Source organism: Streptomyces sp. NPDC031497 (assembly GCF_055580905.1).
This window is the reverse complement of record NZ_JBVIKO010000041.1, coordinates 1-15914: the sequence shown is the minus strand read 5'-3', so window position 1 is coordinate 15914 and position 15914 is coordinate 1. Positions and strand designations below refer to the sequence as shown.

14 protein-coding genes are annotated in these 15914 nt (G+C 69.5%); 7 read left to right on the top strand and 7 right to left on the bottom strand.

Annotation, left to right across the window (positions count from 1 at the left end):
• Positions 1-82: 82 nt before the first annotated feature.
• On the top strand, positions 83-1462 hold the full coding sequence (locus tag ACZ5K7_RS45295) for a cation:dicarboxylate symporter family transporter (RefSeq protein WP_351710613.1): 1380 nt from the start codon (positions 83-85) through the stop codon (positions 1460-1462).
• 212 nt (positions 1463-1674) lie between these two features.
• Here ACZ5K7_RS45295 and ACZ5K7_RS45290 read toward each other — a convergent pair whose 3' ends face one another.
• Positions 1675-2292, bottom strand: coding sequence for a TetR/AcrR family transcriptional regulator (locus tag ACZ5K7_RS45290; RefSeq protein ID WP_351710615.1), 618 nt, complete (start codon positions 2290-2292; stop codon positions 1675-1677).
• Positions 2293-2466: 174 nt separating this feature from the next.
• Here ACZ5K7_RS45290 and ACZ5K7_RS45285 point away from each other — a divergent pair, with 174 nt between their 5' ends.
• The gene (locus ACZ5K7_RS45285) at positions 2467-4161 is read left to right on the top strand and encodes an MFS transporter (protein WP_468923872.1); all 1695 of its coding nucleotides are present in this window, start codon (positions 2467-2469) and stop codon (positions 4159-4161) included.
• Between the two features lie 20 nt (positions 4162-4181).
• Here ACZ5K7_RS45285 and ACZ5K7_RS45280 read toward each other — a convergent pair whose 3' ends face one another.
• A complete protein-coding gene (locus tag ACZ5K7_RS45280) occupies positions 4182-4331 on the bottom strand; it encodes a hypothetical protein (RefSeq protein ID WP_450973605.1) in 150 nt (49 codons plus the stop codon).
• A 238-nt stretch (positions 4332-4569) separates the two neighbouring features.
• Here ACZ5K7_RS45280 and ACZ5K7_RS45275 point away from each other — a divergent pair, with 238 nt between their 5' ends.
• Entirely contained in the window at positions 4570-4773 is a 204-nt protein-coding gene (locus ACZ5K7_RS45275; RefSeq protein ID WP_468923868.1) for a DUF397 domain-containing protein, read from the top strand.
• A 17-nt stretch (positions 4774-4790) separates the two neighbouring features.
• Here ACZ5K7_RS45275 and ACZ5K7_RS45270 read toward each other — a convergent pair whose 3' ends face one another.
• The gene (locus ACZ5K7_RS45270) at positions 4791-5627 is read right to left on the bottom strand and encodes a helix-turn-helix domain-containing protein (protein WP_351710619.1); all 837 of its coding nucleotides are present in this window, start codon (positions 5625-5627) and stop codon (positions 4791-4793) included.
• A 499-nt stretch (positions 5628-6126) separates the two neighbouring features.
• Here ACZ5K7_RS45270 and ACZ5K7_RS45265 point away from each other — a divergent pair, with 499 nt between their 5' ends.
• The 4 genes from ACZ5K7_RS45265 to ACZ5K7_RS45250 all read left to right on the top strand — a co-directional run bounded on the left by ACZ5K7_RS45265 (position 6127) and on the right by ACZ5K7_RS45250 (position 10111).
• Positions 6127-6900 (top strand): DUF2127 domain-containing protein, encoded by a 774-nt coding sequence (locus tag ACZ5K7_RS45265; protein WP_351710621.1) that lies wholly within the window; start codon positions 6127-6129, stop codon positions 6898-6900.
• Between the two features lie 29 nt (positions 6901-6929).
• Complete coding sequence (locus ACZ5K7_RS45260; protein ID WP_351710623.1) at positions 6930-7358, top strand: MerR family transcriptional regulator; 429 nt, start codon at positions 6930-6932, stop codon at positions 7356-7358.
• The gene (locus ACZ5K7_RS45255) at positions 7355-7690 is read left to right on the top strand and encodes a thioredoxin family protein (protein ID WP_468923863.1); all 336 of its coding nucleotides are present in this window, start codon (positions 7355-7357) and stop codon (positions 7688-7690) included. Before ACZ5K7_RS45260 ends, ACZ5K7_RS45255 begins: the two co-directional genes overlap by 4 nt.
• A gap of 150 nt (positions 7691-7840) precedes the next feature.
• Entirely contained in the window at positions 7841-10111 is a 2271-nt protein-coding gene (locus tag ACZ5K7_RS45250; protein WP_468923860.1) for a HelD family protein, read from the top strand.
• On the opposite strand, the gene glgB is transcribed toward ACZ5K7_RS45250, so the two are convergent.
• The 4 genes from glgB to ACZ5K7_RS45230 all read right to left on the bottom strand — a co-directional run.
• The gene (glgB, locus tag ACZ5K7_RS45245; RefSeq protein ID WP_468923857.1) at positions 10086-12272 is read right to left on the bottom strand and encodes a 1,4-alpha-glucan branching enzyme; all 2187 of its coding nucleotides are present in this window, start codon (positions 12270-12272) and stop codon (positions 10086-10088) included. The genes ACZ5K7_RS45250 and glgB overlap by 26 nt on opposite strands.
• A gap of 18 nt (positions 12273-12290) precedes the next feature.
• Entirely contained in the window at positions 12291-13661 is a 1371-nt protein-coding gene (locus ACZ5K7_RS45240; RefSeq protein WP_468923854.1) for a maltokinase N-terminal cap-like domain-containing protein, read from the bottom strand.
• A gap of 104 nt (positions 13662-13765) precedes the next feature.
• A complete protein-coding gene (gene treS / locus ACZ5K7_RS45235; protein WP_453382468.1) occupies positions 13766-15463 on the bottom strand; it encodes a maltose alpha-D-glucosyltransferase in 1698 nt (565 codons plus the stop codon).
• Positions 15460-15914, bottom strand: a 455-nt coding sequence (locus tag ACZ5K7_RS45230; RefSeq protein WP_468923850.1) for an alpha-glucosidase C-terminal domain-containing protein, incomplete at its 5' end; no start/stop codon positions are given. The genes ACZ5K7_RS45230 and treS, both read right to left, overlap by 4 nt.

Here is a 15914-nt window from a genome sequence, read left to right as displayed (position 1 = left end):
GAGATAGTCACGACAACCCCCATATCCCCCGGACGTGAGCCGCACGCCGGTGATACCGACGAAGACGTCAAGGAGGGCAGCCGTGGCCGCCGCAAGCACCCCCAGTACGGCACCTGCCGCACCCGCAGTGAAGCGGGACCGTACCCATTACCTGTACATCGCCGTGATCGTCGCGGTGGGGCTCGGTATCGCCGTGGGGCTCATCTGGCCCGACGCCGGCGTCGAGCTCAAGCCCCTCGGGACCGGATTCGTCAACCTGATCAAGATGATGATCTCGCCGATCATCTTCTGCACGATCGTGCTCGGGATCGGGTCCGTACGGAAGGCCGCCAAGGTCGGTGCCGTGGGCGGTATCGCGCTCGGCTACTTCCTGGTGATGTCGCTGGTCGCGCTCACCATCGGCCTGGTCGTCGGCAACATCCTGCACCCCGGTGACGGGCTGCACATCACCAACGCCCTCAAGGCTTCCGGGCATGCCCAGGTGGACTCCGAGGCGCTCGGCGGCGTCGATTTCGTACTGTCGATCATTCCCACCACCTTCGTCTCCGCCTTCACCGAGGGCCAGGTGCTGCAGACGCTGCTCATCGCGCTGCTCGCCGGGTTCGCCCTGCAGGCCATGGGATCGGCCGGGCAGCCGGTGCTGCGCGGTATCGAGCACATCCAGCGGCTCGTCTTCCGCATCCTGGGCATGATCATGTGGGCCGCGCCGATCGGTGCGTTCGGCGCCATCGCGGCCGTCGTCGGCTCCGCCGGGCTCGACGCGCTCAAGAGCCTCGCCGTACTGATGCTCGGCTTCTACATCACCTGTGTGCTCTTCGTCTTCGTGGTGCTGGGCACGATGCTCCGGGTCGTCACCGGGCTGAACATCCTCAGCCTGTTCAAGTACCTCGCCCGCGAGTTCCTGCTGATCCTTTCCACCTCCTCGTCCGAATCCGCGCTGCCGCGGCTCATCGCGAAGATGGAGCACCTGGGCGTCAGCAAGCCGGTCGTCGGCATCACCGTTCCGACGGGGTACTCGTTCAACCTCGACGGCACGATGATCTACATGACCATGGCGTCGCTGTACATCGCGGACGCCCTCGGTACGCCGATGTCGATCGGTGAGCAGATCCCGCTGCTGCTCTTCCTGCTGCTGGCCTCCAAGGGCGCGGCGGGCGTCAGCGGCGCCGGTCTGGCCACGCTGGCCGGTGGTCTGCAGTCGCACAAGCCCGCGCTGGTGGACGGTGTCGGTCTGATCGTCGGCATCGACCGGTTCATGAGCGAGGCCCGCGCGCTGACGAACTTCGCCGGCAACGCGGTCGCCACGGTGCTGATCGGCACGTGGACCAAGGAGATCGACAAGGGGCGCGTGCAGCAGGTGCTCGCGGGTGAGCTGCCGTTCGACGAGAAGACGCTGCTGGACGACGGGGAGCCGGGTGTGCCCGAGGTTCCTGAGCAGCGGGAGGAGTTGGCGAAGGCGTAGTACGCCGTCGTCGTCGGCTGCGGGCCGGTGGGGGCTGGTCGCGCCCACGCGGCGGAGCCGCACATCGACAGGGCCCGCGCCCCTTCGGGGCGCTCCAGAACCGTCGGACGCCCGGCCCCGCCTGAACCGGGGCCGGGCGTCCGGCCGAAACCTCCGGGCGGCTGACAACTCCCCCCCCCCCCCCCGCTCAGCCGCCCGGAGCCGTACCCGGGCTACTCGCTCAACTCGGCCACCAGCGCGGTGGCCCTGGAGGCGGGCACGCCCGCTGCCGTCAGTACGCTGACCGCGGCGGAGCGGCCCGCCTCCTTCGCGTCGACGAGACCGTCATTGACCGCCTCCATCACCGCGAACAGCAGCTGCTCATGGACGTACGCCAGGGCCGGCGCCGGCAGCGGTGAGCTGAAGTCGCCCTCGTCGAAGCCGCGTTGCAGCAGCTCCGCCTTCTGCTCGCGCAGGGGGGCCAGGCGGTCGCGGATGCCCCGCATGGTGACCGTGCGCTGGGCGAGGCCGACCAGCAGCCGGTAGCGGTCGGCGATCTCCCAGATGGCGAGCACCGACCGGGCCACCGCCTCCGCCGGGTTCGCCGTATCCCGGCGGGCCCCCGCGTCGGCTGCCACCAGCGCCTCCACCGCGCCGTCGACCAGCGTGCCGATCAGCGCCTCCCGGCTCGGGAAATGGCCGTACACGGTCCGTCGTACGACCCCTGCCGCGCGCGCGATCTGGTCCATCGAGGCGTCGGGGTCAAGCAGCAGCTCGGCGAGGGCGACGTCGAGGATGCGGCGCCGGTTCAGGTCGGCGCGGGAGGGGTTACCCGTGGTCATGACTGTCATTCTGCCTGCCCGCGGCGAGGCTCACCTTCTCTCCGCAAGGGCTTCACCTCCTCCATTTGCACAGTGGTGTGCAGATACCTTACATTGCACATGGTTGTGCAATTGCGCACGGCTGTGCAAGTCCGGTCGTGCGCATCAGACGGCATCAGACGCGTGAGGAAGGCGATCCCTGCCATGCGACTCGTCATGAAGGAACCGGTCGACACGACGGAGCGGCCGTATCCGCGCCGCTGGTGGGCCCTGCTGGTGCTCTGCCTGAGCCTGTTGGTCATCGTGATGGCCAACACCGCGCTCACGGTGGCCGCGCCCGACATGACCGCCGACCTGGGGCTCAGCAGCGCCGACCTGCAGTGGGTCATCGACGGCTACACCGTGCCGTACGCCGCCCTGATGCTGCTGCTCGGCGCGATCGGCGACAAGTACAGCCGCCGCGGAGCGCTGATCCTGGGCCTGGTCGTGTTCGGGGGCGGGGCCGTCTTCGGGTATCTCGCCGACAGCGCCGCGACCGTGATCGCGGCCCGTGCGGTGATGGGCACCGGGGCCGCGCTGATCATGCCGGCCACCCTCTCCCTGCTCGCCGCCACCTTCCCGCGCCGCGAGCGGGCGAAGGCCATCACCCTGTGGACCGCCACCGCCGGGCTCGCCATCGCCGCCGGACCAGTGGTCGCCGGTGCCCTGCTGCGCGACCACGGCTGGTCCTCGACCTTCCTCATCAACGTGCCGATCGTGGCCGTCGCGATCGTCGGCGCCCTCGTCCTCGTACCGCCGTCCAGGGCCGGTCACCACGACCGCATCGACTACGTCGGCGGACTGCTCTCCGTCCTGTGGATCGGCTCGCTGGTCTACATGATCATCGAGGGGCCGCACTTCGGCTGGGGCGTCAAGGCGGTCACCGCGGCCGTGGTCGCGGGCGCCGGCCTCGTCGCCTTCGTCCTGTGGGAGCTGCGCCACCCGCACCCGGTCCTGGACGTCCGGCGCTTCGCCCACCGCCGCTTCGCCGGCTCCAACCTCGCCGTCGCCCTGTTCTTCCTGGCCGTCTTCGGCGCCTTCTACTACCTCACCCAGCACCTCCAGTTCGTCCTCGGCTACGACGCCCTCGGCACCGGCGTCCGCATGCTCCCGCTGGCCGGTGCGGTCTTCGCCGGCTCGGCCCTGACCGGCTGGCTCACCCCGCGCGTCGGCATGAAGTGGACGGTCACGGCGGGGATGGTCGGCGGGACCACCGCGCTCGCCCTGCTCACCCGGGTGGACGCCGCCTCGGGGTACGGGGACTTCGTGGCGCCCCTGATCATCCTCGGGCTGGCCATCGGCCTCGCGCTCTCGCCCTGCACGGACGCGATCATGGGGGCCTTCCCGGAGTCCGAACTGGGCGTCGGCGGCGCCGTCAACGACACCTCGCTGGAACTCGGCGGCTCCCTCGGCATCGCCATCCTCGGTTCGCTGCTCGCCACGTCCTACAGCAGCCACCTCACCGACGCCACCAGCGGCGGCAAGCTGCCCGCGAGCGCCCTCGCCACCGCCCAGGACTCGGTCGGCGCCGGATACGCGGTCGCCCAGGGCATCGGTGAGCGGGCCAGGCGGACGGCCGCCCAGGCCGCGCAGGCCACCGACCCGCAGCAGGCGGCCCAGCTGAAGGCACAGGCGCAGCAACTGGCCGAGGGTGCCCAGCAGATGGCGGACGCCGTCGGCTCCTCGTTCGCCGCCGCGGTGGCCCACACCAGCCTGGTCGGCGCGGTGATCCTGGGCGTCGGGACCGTGCTGGTGGCGGTGCTGCTGCCGGGCAGGCCGAAGGAACGGGTGTCCGACGGGCCCACCACAGCAGACAACGGTGACGCCGTTGCGCCCCATGCGTCGTCTGCTGCGCTGTGACGGGTTGTCCGAAGTTGTGTCTACCTGTTGCGGAGCCACCAGACTATGAAGGAGATGATGGCTCCGCCGGCCGCCGTGCTCGCGCCGCGCACGAAGTTGACGGTGACCGTCCTGCCCCACTTGCCCCAGTGTTCGCGTATCAATCGGCTGGTCGAGTGATTAGAATCCATCTCAGGGTGCTGCCTTCCCAATCATGAGGGAGCGCTCTGCGGGGAGCCGCAGGCCGGATGCTTGCCGGCAAGGCCTGACGGCTCCCTTCCTCTTGCGCTATTTCCTGTATTGATCATCTGTTCCCACCGGCACGTACCGGCGAGCTGTCGGAAAACACTCCTTGCCACACCCCGGGGGGTTGCTCATAATCGGCAGGCCGAGTGTTTTCGGTCGAGGGTTTTGACGGAGCTTTCGGGGGTGCTCGTGAAGCCCAGGAGACAGGGGAGCTGGCGAAAGAGTTCGCACAGCAACGAGGATGCAGGCTGTGTCGAGGTGCTGGCGAGTTTCCGGATACAGGTGAGGGATTCCAAGTTCACCGAGTTGGGTCATATATCGTTCGACGCGAGCGCCTGGACCGTGTTCGTGACCTCGATGTCCATACCGCCGATTCCGCGTGGCTGAGTGCTCTGTGTACGTGCTCACAGCCAGTCCCCCTGGGTGATGTCCAAGGCCAGCGAACGCTCGACCTCCCAGAACGCGTCGAGGTAGTCGGTCGGACTCTGCCTGCCCGACCGCGGTGTCTTCTCGCTCAGCAGTTCCTCGGTCTCCGGCTTCTCCAGGTAGGCGACGAGATCGTCGCTCTCCGGGAACTCGAAGATCGTGTAGGGGCTCCTGAACAGCGGGTAGATGCCGACCTTGAACGGCACGAACATGATCTTGATGTTGGGTCGCTCGTTGCTGGCCAGGAGTGCCTCGTACTGGTGCCGCATCAGGTTTTCCGAGCCGATCTGACGGCGCAGTGTCGACTCGTCCAGGAGATAGAAGAACTCGGCGTCCGTGTCCAGTACCTTCTGGCGCCGCATACGGAGTTCCACTCGTTTTTCGCGTACATCCGCGCTCACGCCGAAGGCCTCGAGAAGCGCGTCCGTGTATTCCTCGGTCTGCAGCAGGCCGGGAATCACGTTGCGGGCGAAGTCCCGGACGACCGAGGCGGATTCCTCATAGGCCAGAAACGCCTCGAACTCCGGAGACATGATCTCTTTGTAGCCGGCGTACCAGGAGGGCTGGCGCGCCGCCTTGGCCAGCTCGGTCAGTCTGTCCGCCTCCTCGCCGGTGATCCTGTAGTGGGCCATCAGGACCATGGCGTCGGCCACGTTCACCGGCTTTGAGCCACTCTCGATCCTGATGACCTTTGACGGACTCCAGGTGAACTCCTCGGCGACCTGTTGCTGAGTGAATCCGGCATCCTCGCGGCCCTTCCTGAGCCGCTGGGCGAGACGCTGCCTCGAGTACATGGGGTTTTCTGCCACGGTCACATCAGCTCCTTCGGTCCCGCGCCGGCTCTGTGGCCACGCGGGCGCACTCGTCGACGCGTGGTAACGGTCGTTACGAACCGGGCCTGGTGCAGGGTGCCGCCATGACTCATCACCCGATAGGACCAACGGACATGCATGCTCATGTTGATTGACCATCCCATGCGATACACGGCAGGAGGTGCTGTCCCGTCAGGTTTGGTGAGGCTTCGCTGTCCAGCATTCTGACCTGACCCACCGTGCTTCATAGCACACCGTGCCACTGCACAAAAACTCTTGGCAAGACACGACGTGACACCACCTCAAATGGGTGGTGCCGAGGTGATTTCAGACGTCGGAAGGCGCTACTGTTTCCGTTCTTTGCCATCGCCGGGCCGGCTCCGCGGCAGGCAGACCGCTGCCAGGGGCGGGCGCCGGGACCGCTGTCAGCCTCATCCACTAACGTGCCGCTCCGGGCCAACCGGATCGGCACGTTGGCATTCCTGGCATGGAGGCACGGGGGATGAAGATCGACTGGGACCGTCGGCACTGCGCGCGCAAGGGGCATGTGACCTATGCCCCCGACGACCCGCGGCTGCGGGTACGGCTGCACGCCCAGACCGCGGTCGGGGATGCCTGGCGCTGTCTGCGCTGCGGCGACTTCGCGCTCGGCGAGCCGCACGGGTCGGGCCCGGCGGTGGACGCCCCGCTGGTGCCGCGCGGAAAGGTGCTGCGGGATCTGTTCATCCTGCGCTTCCTGGCGATCGAGCGGGCCGTGCGCGGGGTGTTCATCGTGCTGGTCGCGGTCGCGGTGTGGAAGTTCAGCAACAGCCAGGACGCGGTGCGCCGGCTCTTCAACGAGTACCTGGACACCTTCCGGCCGGTCTTCAAACACTTCCACTACGACCTCGACCATTCACCGGTGGTCGGCTCCATACAGAAGGCCTTCGGCTACAAGCACTCCACGCTGCTGCTGGTGGCCGCGCTGCTGCTGGCGTACGCGCTGATCGAACTCGTCGAGGCGGTCGGCCTCTGGTACGCCAAGCGGTGGGCGGAGTACCTGACGGTGGTCGCCACCGCCGCCTTCCTGCCGCTGGAGATCTACGAACTCACCGAGAAGGTCAGTTATCTGAAGATCGCCACTCTGGTCCTGAACATCCTCGCGGTGCTCTACATCGCCCTCGCCAAGCGGCTGTTCGGGCTGCGCGGCGGGCGCCGGGCCTTCGAGGAGGAGCGGCACAGCGCCTCCCTGCTGGAGGTCGAGGAATCCGCGGGCGTGCAGCCGAGCTTGCCTTGACGTCGGCGTCAAGTCCTACCGTCGTGGACATGCGAATCGGCGAGCTGGCCGCACGGGCCGGTACCACCACGCGCACCCTGCGGTACTACGAGGCGCGCGGGCTGCTGCCCGCGCGGCGTTCCGACAACGGCCACCGGACCTACGACGAGAGCGATCTGAAGCTCCTTACGCAGATCCGGACGCTCCAGGACTTCGGGTTCGAGCTGGAGGAGACCCGGCCGTTCGTCGAGTGCCTGCGGGCCGGCCACCCGGAGGGCGACACCTGTCCGGCGTCGCTCGCGGTCTACCGGCGCAAGCTGGCGGAGCTGGACTCGCTCATCGGCGAGTTGCGGGCCGTGCGGGCCGAGGTCGGGGCCCAGCTGGCGCGGGCCGAGCGGGCGCGGGCCGAGCTGGCCGCCGAGGCTGAGGTTCCGGGTGGTCCGGAACCGGTGTGCGAGCTGGGAGGGGATGGCGGATGACCAAGGCGGCGGGTGTGGCCGAGGTGACGGACGCGGACTTCGCGGCGGAGGTGATCGGGGCGGACGGGCCGGTGCTGGTGGAGTTCACCGCCGACTGGTGCCCGCCGTGCCGGCAGATGGCGCCGGTGCTCACCGCCCTCGCGGCGGAGGAGGGCGAGCGGCTGAAGGTGGTCCAGCTGGACGTGGACCACAACCCGGAGACGACGAACGCCTACAAGGTGCTGTCGATGCCGACGTTCATGGTGTTCATGGACGGCGAGCCGGTGAAGTCGATGGTGGGTGCCCGGCCCAAGCGGCGGCTCCTGGAGGAGCTGTCCGACGTGCTGCTCTGAACCGGCCGGCCACACGAAGAATCCCCCGAGCAATTGCGCTCGGGGGATTTCTTTGCGTATATTCAAGAGTTCGTGACTTCAGGTCGACGATGATATCGACCCGGTCGCGAAGAAGTTCAGTGGGCACAGTATATCCGGGCGGGAGCGGAATTGTCAAACACCGAATTTCCGGACGATGAATTGCGGCACGAACAGGAATTCATCGACGGACTGTACGCACGGGTGGACGCGTTGCGCGGCGACACCGAGGACTCGGTCGCGGACGCCCTCGCCCTCGGCGACAAGCCGATGCAGGCCCGACTGGAGCGGGACATCCTGGTCGCCGAGCGGTCCGGGCTGCTCGCCGCGCTGAACGCCGTGGACGGCTCCCTCTGCTTCGGCCGGATCGACCAGGTCTCCGGCACGAAGTACCACATCGGCCGGATCGGACTGCGCCGGAACGACGCCGAGCGCACCCCGGTCCTCATCGACTGGCGCGCCGCGGTCGCCCGCCCCTTCTACCTGGCCACCGGCCACACCCCGATGGGCCTGCGCCGCCGCCGGCACATCGCCGTCGACGGCCGCACGGTCGCCTCCCTGCACGACGAGATCCTCGACCTGGGCGACCAGGAGCGCACCGGCCACGAGGACCCGTCCGGCGACGCGGTGCTGCTCGCCGCCCTCAACTCGGCCCGCACCGGCCGGATGAACGACATCGTGCAGACCATCCAGGCGGAACAGGACGAGATCATCCGCGCCCCCCATCGGGGGGTTCTGGTGGTCGAGGGCGGGCCGGGGACGGGGAAGACCGCGGTCGCGCTGCACCGGGCCGCCTATCTCCTCTACGAACACCGTGAGCTGCTCGCCAAGCGGGCCGTGCTCATCGTCGGCCCCAACCCCGCCTTCCTCGGCTACATCGGCGAGGTGCTGCCCTCGCTCGGCGAGACCGGCGTGCTGCTGGCGACCGTCGGCGAGCTGTACCCCGGGGTGAAGGCCACGGCCGCCGACACCCCGGAGGCGGCCGCCGTGAAGGGCCGCGCCGACATGGCCGACGTGCTCGCCGCCGCCGTGCGCGACCGGCAGGCGCTGCCCGACCCGGTCATCACCGTCGAGCACGACCGCGAGGTGCTGATGCTCGACGACGGCCTGGTCAACATGGCCCGCGAGCGCACCCGCGCCGCCGAACTCCCGCACAACGTGGCCCGTGAGTACTTCGAGGGCCACATCCTCAACACCCTCACCGAGCTGTACGCCGAACGGGTCGGCACCGACCCCTTCGACGGCAGCAGCCTGCTGGACGCCTCCGACATCACCCAGATCCGCGACGAACTCGCCGAGAACCCCGAGGTCTGGTCCGCCGTCGACCAGCTGTGGCCGCGACTGACCCCGCAGCGCCTGGTCGCCGACTTCCTGGCCGCCCCCGAGGGGTATCTCGGCGCCGAGGACGCGGCCGCGATCCGCCGCCCGGTCACCCGGTCCTGGACGGTCTCGGACGTCCCCCTCCTCGACGAGGCGGCCGAGCTGCTGGGCGTCGACGAGCGCGTCGCCCGGGCCCGTGCCGAACGCGAGCGCGAGACCCAGATCGCCTACGCGCAGGGCGTCCTCGACGTCTCCTACGCCTCCCGGACCTACGAGTTCGACGACAAGGAGGACAGCGACCCCGACGCCTCGGAGGTCCTGTCCGCGCACGACATCATCGACGCCGAACGCTTCGCCGAGCGCCACGAGGAGGAGGACTTCCGCAGCGCGGCCGAACGCGCGGCGGCCGACCGCACCTGGGCCTTCGGGCACATCATCGTCGACGAGGCGCAGGAGCTGTCGCCGATGGCCTGGCGGCTGCTGATGCGGCGCAGCCCGACCCGCTCCATGACCCTGGTCGGCGACCCGGCCCAGACCGCGGAGGCGGCGGGCGTGGGCTCCTGGTCGGAGATCCTCGAACCGTATGTCGAGGACCGCTGGGACCACACCCGCCTCGGCGTCAACTACCGCACCCCGTCCGAGATCATGGACCTCGCCGCGGCCGTGGTCCGCGCCGGTGACCCGGACTTCGAGCCCCCGAGCTCGGTCCGCTCCACGGGCGTACGCCCGTGGATCCGGCAGGCCTACGACGACCTCCCCGGCGCCGTGGAGAAGGCGGTGGCCGAACTCACCCCCACCGAGGGCCGCCTGGCGGTGATCGCCCCACGCGACCTCCACCGCGCCCTCGCCGGCCGCCTGGACGGCGTCACGGCCGGCGCCGAACCCGACCTGACGCGGACAGTCGTACTCCTGGACCCGCGCCAGGCCAAGGGCCTGGAGTTCGACTCGGTCCTGGTGGTCGAACCGGGCCGCTACGGCACCAGCGACCTGTACGTGGCCCTCACCCGCGCCACCCAACGACTGGGCGTCCTGCACACCGGCGGCCTGCCGGCCGGTCTCAGGCAGGCCGCAGCCACACCGTAGCCAGCGGAGGCAGGGTCAGGCGGATGCTCGCGGGGCGGCCATGGCTGCCCTGCGGCTCGGGCTTGACCGGGTCCGGGTTGGTGACACCGCTGCCGCCGTACGGGGCCGCGTCCGTGTTGACGGTCTCGTGCCAGGCGGGGATCTCGTCCGGGACGCCCAGGCGGTAGTCGGAGCGGATCACGGGGGCGAGGTTGGAGACCGCGAGCAGCGGGGTGCCCTCGGCGTCGTACCTCAGGAACGCGAAGACGTTGTCCTCGGCCGCGTCCCCCGCGATCCACTGGAAGCCGGCGACGGAGGTGTCCCGCTGCCAGAGGGCCGGGGTGGCGCGGTAGACGGCGTTGAGGTCGCGGACCAGGTCGCGGACGCCCCGGTGGTCGGCCTCGGCGCCGTAGGCCGGGTCGAGCAGCCACCAGTCGGGGCCGTGGGCCTCCGACCACTCCGCGCCCTGGGCGAACTCCTGGCCCATGAAGAGGAGCTGCTTGCCGGGGTGGGCCCACATGAAGGCCAGGTAGGCGCGGAGGTTGGCGCGCTGCTGCCACCAGTCGCCGGGCATCTTGGAGACCAGCGACCGCTTGCCGTGCACGACTTCGTCGTGGGAGATGGGCAGCACGTAGTTCTCGCTGTACGCGTACACCATCGAGAAGGTCATCTCGTGGTGGTGGTACCTGCGGTGGACCGGCTCGTGGGACATGTACTCCAGCGAGTCGTGCATCCAGCCCATGTTCCACTTCAGGCCGAAGCCGAGCCCCCCGGTGTCGGTGGGGCGGGTCACGCCCTCCCAGGCCGTCGACTCCTCGGCGATGGTCACCACGCCCGGCACCCGCCGGTAGACCGTCGCGTTCATCTCCTGGAGGAACGCCACCGCGTCCAGGTTCTCCCGGCCGCCGTGCTCGTTCGGCGTCCACTGGCCCGGTTCGCGCGAGTAGTCCAGGTAGAGCATCGAGGCGACCGCGTCCACTCGCAGCCCGTCTATGTGGAACTCCTCGCACCAGTACAGCGCGTTCGCCACCAGGAAGTTGCGTACCTCCCGGCGCCCGAAGTCGAACTCCAGGGTGCCCCAGTCGGGGTGGGCGGCCCGCAGCGGGTCGGAGTGCTCGTACAGCGGCCGCCCGTCGAACTCCGCCAGTGCCCAGTCGTCCCGCGGGAAGTGCGCGGGCACCCAGTCCATCAGCACCCCGATGCCGGCCCGGTGCAGCGCGTCGACCAGGTGCTTGAAGTCGTCGGGGGTACCGAGGCGGGCGGTCGGCGCGTAGAAGCCGGTGACCTGGTAGCCCCAGGAGCCGCCGAAGGGGTGCTCGGCGACCGGCATCAGCTCGACATGCGTGAAGCCCAGGTCGCCGACGTAGCGCGGGAGCTGCTCGGCCAGTTCGCGGTAGGTCAGGCCGGGGCGCCAGGACGGCAGGTGCACCTCGTAGACCGAGAAGGGGGCCTCGTGCACGGGGGTGTCGGCCCGGTGGCTCATCCACTCCTCGTCGGTCCACTCGTGCCGGGACGCGTGGACGATGGACGACGTGCTGGGCGGCACCTCGGTACGCCGGGCCAGCGGGTCGGCGCGCAGGGTGTGCGAGCCGTCCGGGCGGGTGATGTCGAACTTGTACAGCTCGCCCGCGCCGATGCCCGGCACGAACAGCTCCCAGATCCCGGAGGAGCCGAGCGAGCGCATCGGATACCCGGTGCCGTCCCAGAAGTTGAAACCGCCGGCCAGCCGGACGCCTTGCGCGTTCGGCGCCCACACCGAGAAACGGGTGCCGGAGACGCCCTGGTGGGTGGTGGGGTGCGCGCCGAGCACCTCCCACAGCCGCTCGTGCCGGCCCTCGCCCAGCAGGTGCAGGTCCAGCTCGCCCAGGGTGGGTAGGAAGCGGTACGCGTCCTCGGTCTCCTGGACCGTCCCGTCGTACTCCACCAGCAGCCGGTAGACCGGCACGTCGGGGAGGGGGAGCAGGACGGAGAAGAAGCCGTCGCCGTCGTCGTGCAGGTCGGCCCGCAGATCCCGGCCGGCGACCACCGTCACCGCGCGGGCGTACGGGCGGAACACCCGCACGGCTATCCCGCCGCCCGGCACCGGATGGGCGCCCAGGACGGAGTGCGGGTCGTGGTGAGTGCCGAGCAGCAGCCGATCGCGATCGTCGGCGGCTACGGATACGGACTTCTTGGAGGTCACGGACGGGTCTCCCGGGGATCAGGGCGAGTCGGAGGTGGCGAGGCGGTGGACGGCCGACAGGGGCACGGAAAGCCAGTCGGGGCGGTGCCGGGCCTCGTAGAGGACCTCGTAGACGGCCTTGTCGGTCTCGTAGGCCCGCAGCAGCACGGGGTCGGTGCGGGGGTCGACGCCGGTGATCTCGGCGTACCCGGAGCAGTAGGCCGCCCGGCACAGCTGCGCCCAGGCACGGGCCGGCGGGGTCACCGAGTGGGCCGCGTAGTCGAAGGAGCGCAGCATGCCGGCGATGTCGCGCACCGGCGGCTGCGGCATCCGGCGCTCGGCCAGCGGACGGGCCGGCTCGCCCTCGAAGTCGATCAGGGACCACTCCCCGGACGGCGAGCGCAGACACTGCCCCAGGTGCAGATCGCCGTGCACCCGCTGGGCGGTCCAGGTGCGGCCCTCGGCGGCCAGGGCGGCCAGCGCCTCGTAGGCCGAGTGCAGCCCGTCCTCGTACGGTCGCAGCGCCGGCACCGCCTGGGCGGCCGCCGCCAGCCGTTCGGTCATGCCCGCGACCATCGACTCCAGCTGGCTGTGGCCGAGGGTGACGGTCGGCAGCGCCCGGGCCAGCGCCGTGTGCACCTCGGCGGTGGCCCGCCCCAGCGCCCGAGCGTCCGCCGCGAAGTCCTCGCCCTTGGCCAGCTCGCGCAGGGCCAGCTCCCAGCCGTCGGTCGCGCCGCGTATGAAGGGCTGGAGGACGGCCAGGACGTACGACTCCCCGGCCAGTTCCGCCCGCAGCCATGCCGTCGGGGCGGGCACCCGGGCGCAGCCCTCGCGGGCCAGGGCCAGGGGTATCTCCAGGTCGGGGTTGACGCCGGCCACGACCCGCCGCAGGAGCTTCAGGATGAACGTATCTCCGTAGACGACCGAGGAGTTGGACTGCTCGGCGGTCAGGAGCCGGGCCACCAGCCCGTCGCGTATCTCCGGACCGGGGTCGCGTTCGAAGAACAGCCCGCCGATGCGGGCCCGGGTGCGCAGGGCCTCCAGGAGCACCTCGGCGGGCCGGGGGTCGTACAGGGCGTCGTACACCGTGTGTCCGGCCAGCGGGCCGTCGGGCAGGTGGCCGATCAGCGCGGGCGCCAGCCGGGGCGGCAGCGCCTCGCGTACGCCTATGAGGAGCTGGTAGCAGTCGCCTGCCTCGGCGGGGGCGGGCGGTTGTTCGGCGCGGACCAGCAGATGGTGCAGGCCCAGCCTGTTGTCCGACGGCAGGAGTTCGGTCTCGGCCACCGTGGCGAAGCCGGTGACCGGACTGCCCTTGCCCGCGAACCAGCGCTGCCGGGGCAGCCATTCGCGCAGGAGGGGATCGAGCGAGGCGAGGAGAGGGGGCGTGGAGGGAGTGACCGTTTCCGCCATGGCGGGTACGTCCTTTCCCCGGTCGTCGGGGGCGTTAGTGATGCGTGCCCCGGGCGGGCCGGAGGAAACCGCCGCCGCCCGGGGTGGACTATGCCGGGTTCCGGTTACCCGTCCGCGCGCAGCCGGAACCAGTAGAAGCCGTGTCCCGCCAGGGTCAGCAGGTACGGCAGCTCGCCGACGGCCGGGAACCGCACTCCGCCGAACAGCTCCACCGGATGCCGGCCGTTGAAGCGCCGCAGGTCCAGCTCGGTGGGCTGGGCGAACCGGGAGAAGTTGTGGACGCACAGGACCAGGTCGTCCTCGTACTCGCGCAGGAAGGCGATCACCGCCGGGTTCGACGACTGGAGTTCGGTATAGGACCCCAGTCCGAAGGCAGGATTCTGCTTGCGGATCTCGATCATCCGGCGCGTCCAGTGCAGCAGCGAGGAGGGCGAGGACATGGACGCCTCGACGTTGGTGACCTGGTAGCCGTAGACCGGATCCATGATGGTCGGCAGGTAGAGCCGTCCCGGGTCGCAGGAGGAGAAGCCGGCGTTGCGGTCGGGGGTCCACTGCATGGGGGTGCGGACCGCGTCCCGGTCGCCGAGCCAGATGTTGTCGCCCATGCCGATCTCGTCGCCGTAGTAGAGGATCGGCGAGCCGGGGAGGGAGAGCAGCAGGGCGGTGAACAGCTCGATCTGGTTGCGGTCGTTGTCCAGGAGCGTGGCGAGCCGCCTGCGGATGCCGATGTTGGCGCGCATCCGCGGGTCCTTCGCGTACTCGGCCCACATGTAGTCGCGTTCCTCGTCGGTGACCATTTCGAGGGTCAGCTCGTCGTGGTTGCGCAGGAAGATGCCCCACTGGCAGCCGGAGGGGATGGCGGGGGTCTTGGCGAGGATCTCCGAGACGGGGTAGCGGGATTCCCGGCGGACCGCCATGAAGATGCGGGGCATCACCGGGAAGTGGAACGCCATGTGGCATTCGTCGCCGCCGCTGCGGTAGTCGCCGAAGTAGTCGACGACGTCCTCCGGCCACTGGTTGGCCTCCGCCAGCAGCACGGTGTCCGGGTACTGGGTGTCGATCTCCTTGCGCACCCGCTTCAGGAAGTCGTGGGTGGCGGGCAGGTTCTCGCAGTTGGTGCCCTCGCGCTGGTAGAGATACGGCACCGCGTCCAGCCGGAAGCCGTCGATGCCCAGATCCAGCCAGAACTTCAGCGCGGAGAGGATCTCCTCCTGGACGGCCGGGTTCTCGTAGTTGAGGTCCGGCTGGTGGGAGAAGAAGCGGTGCCAGAAGTACTGCTTGCGGACCGGGTCGTAGGTCCAGTTGGACGCCTCGGTGTCGACGAAGATGATCCGCGCGTCCTGGTACTGCTTGTCGTCGTCCGCCCAGACGTAGTAGTCGCCGTACGGCCCGTCCGGGTCCTTGCGCGACTCCTGGAACCACGGGTGCTGGTCGCTGGTGTGGTTCATGACGAAGTCGATGATCACGCGCATGCCGCGCTGGTGGGCGGCGTCGACGAAGTCCACGAAGTCGGCGAGGTCACCGAACTCGGGGAGTACCGCGGTGTAGTCGGAGACGTCGTAACCGCCGTCCCGCAGCGGGGACTTGAAGAAGGGCGGCAGCCAGAGGCAGTCGACGCCGAGCCACTGCAGATAGTCGAGCTTCGCGGTCAGACCCTTGAGGTCGCCGATGCCGTCACCGTTGCTGTCCTGGAAGGAACGGACGAGGACCTCGTAGAAGACGGCCCGTTTGAACCAGTCGGGGTCGCGGTCCTTGGCCGGCGTGTCCTCGAAGGTGTCCTGGACGGGTTCGTTGACGATCATGTTGTGGGTGACCCTCCGATCCGCGGGGACGGTCGCAGAACCGTGAAGATATGCGCGGGTCGTCGACCCGGTTCCAGGCGCACATAGTTGGCCCTGCCCCAGTTGAAGGTTTCACCGGTGAGCTCGTCGCGCACCGGCACCGACTCGTGCCAGTTCAGGCCGAGTTGCGGCATGTCCAACGAGACCGTGGCCTCCTGGGTGTGGTGGGGGTCGAGGTTGGCGACCACCAGAACCGTGTTCGATCCGCTCCGCTTGCTGTAGACGATCACCGCTTCCTGGTCGGCGTGGTGGAAGTGGAGATCGCGCAGCTGCCGCAGGGCCGGACTGCTGCGCCGGACGGTGTTGAGGCGGGTGACGAGGGGGGCGATGCCCTCGGTGTCGGCGCGGGTCCAGTCGCGGGGTTTGAGCTGGTACTTCTCGGAGTCGAGGTATTCCTCGCCGCCCTCTTTGA